This is a genomic window from Vibrio sp. 10N.247.311.12, from assembly GCF_041467515.1.
Taxonomy (GTDB): domain Bacteria; phylum Pseudomonadota; class Gammaproteobacteria; order Enterobacterales; family Vibrionaceae; genus Vibrio; species Vibrio crassostreae_C.
The window spans coordinates 1-1,011 of sequence record NZ_JBFSUV010000109.1; the positions used below are offsets into that span (position 1 = coordinate 1).

1 protein-coding gene is annotated in these 1,011 nt (G+C 43.3%); it reads right to left on the reverse strand.

The annotated features are described in order from the left end of the window. Nucleotides 1-53 precede the first annotated feature (53 nt). Nucleotides 54-974: an IS5 family transposase gene (locus AB6E30_RS22515; protein ID WP_029236538.1), complete on the reverse strand. Its 921-nt coding sequence runs from the start codon at nt 972-974 to the stop codon at nt 54-56. Nucleotides 975-1,011 lie beyond the last annotated feature (37 nt).

Consider the following 1,011-nt stretch of genomic DNA (forward strand, 5'->3'; position numbering starts at 1 on the left):
CGGCTTTGTTTCCTAATTGGATCTCAGATAGAAACGGCCAGTATGGGTGATTATTAGGCTATTTCTATCGTTTTAGGCATACCTAACCCTGTGAGCTTATTCAACGCTTTAATCATGGCGTAGGTTTCACCAACCTGAGCATTATAGTTTCTTAAACTTAATCGCCCACCAAACAGTGTCTTTACACGGAACATAGCCGTCTCTGAAAGTGACCGTTTATGGTAACCGTACTTCTTTTTCCAATGTTTATTTGAGCCGTATAATTTCTGGCAAGCTACCGCCAGATTACGGGGGTGACCTCGTAACCAAAAAGCAGCACCTTCTCTCGGTGGAATAAGTGGAACAGCTTGTTTAATACGTATTGCTTCGTAGCATTGTCTTGTATCGTAAGCTCCATCACCAGATATCTCATTGATTCTACGACGAGTTTGATTCAGTAAATTAGGAAGAGCTTCACCGTCAGTGACATTCGATAAACTTAACTCAGCCGCAATGATTTCATGAGTGCCAGTGTCTACGGCTAAATGGAGCTTACGCCAAACTCGACGCTTCCCGTCAGTACCATGTTTTTTTACTTTCCATTCACCTTCACCGTAGACCTTTAGCCCTGTTGCATCAATGGCTAAATGCTGTATTGCGCCTCGGGTCTTTGTCTTGAATGACACATTAACCGTTTTGGCTCGTTTACTGATGCATGAATAATGAGGACATGACAACGGGAGTTGAGCGAGTTTGAAAACAGAATCGATGAATCCTTGTAACGCTCTCAACGGCATCGCGAATACTCGTTTAACCATGAGGGCGGTCGTAATGGCTAAGTCACTAAACAATCGAGGTCGACCTCGTTTACCTTGCTTGAGTTGCTTCCACTGTTGAATCGCTTCCTCATCAATCCAGAATGTCAGTGAACCACGATTGATTAGGGCTTGGTTATATTGTTTCCAGTTAGTTGTTCTGTAGCGAGGCTTTGGCATTGCTCTAAGTATGTGAGTGAACTTAGATGATCTGATC

What these genes read in the sequence shown, in the direction of transcription:
- AB6E30_RS22515 (WP_029236538.1), bottom strand. Translation starts at nt 974, where the DNA reads ATGCCAAAGCCTCGCTACAGAACAACTAACTGGAAACAATATAACCAA.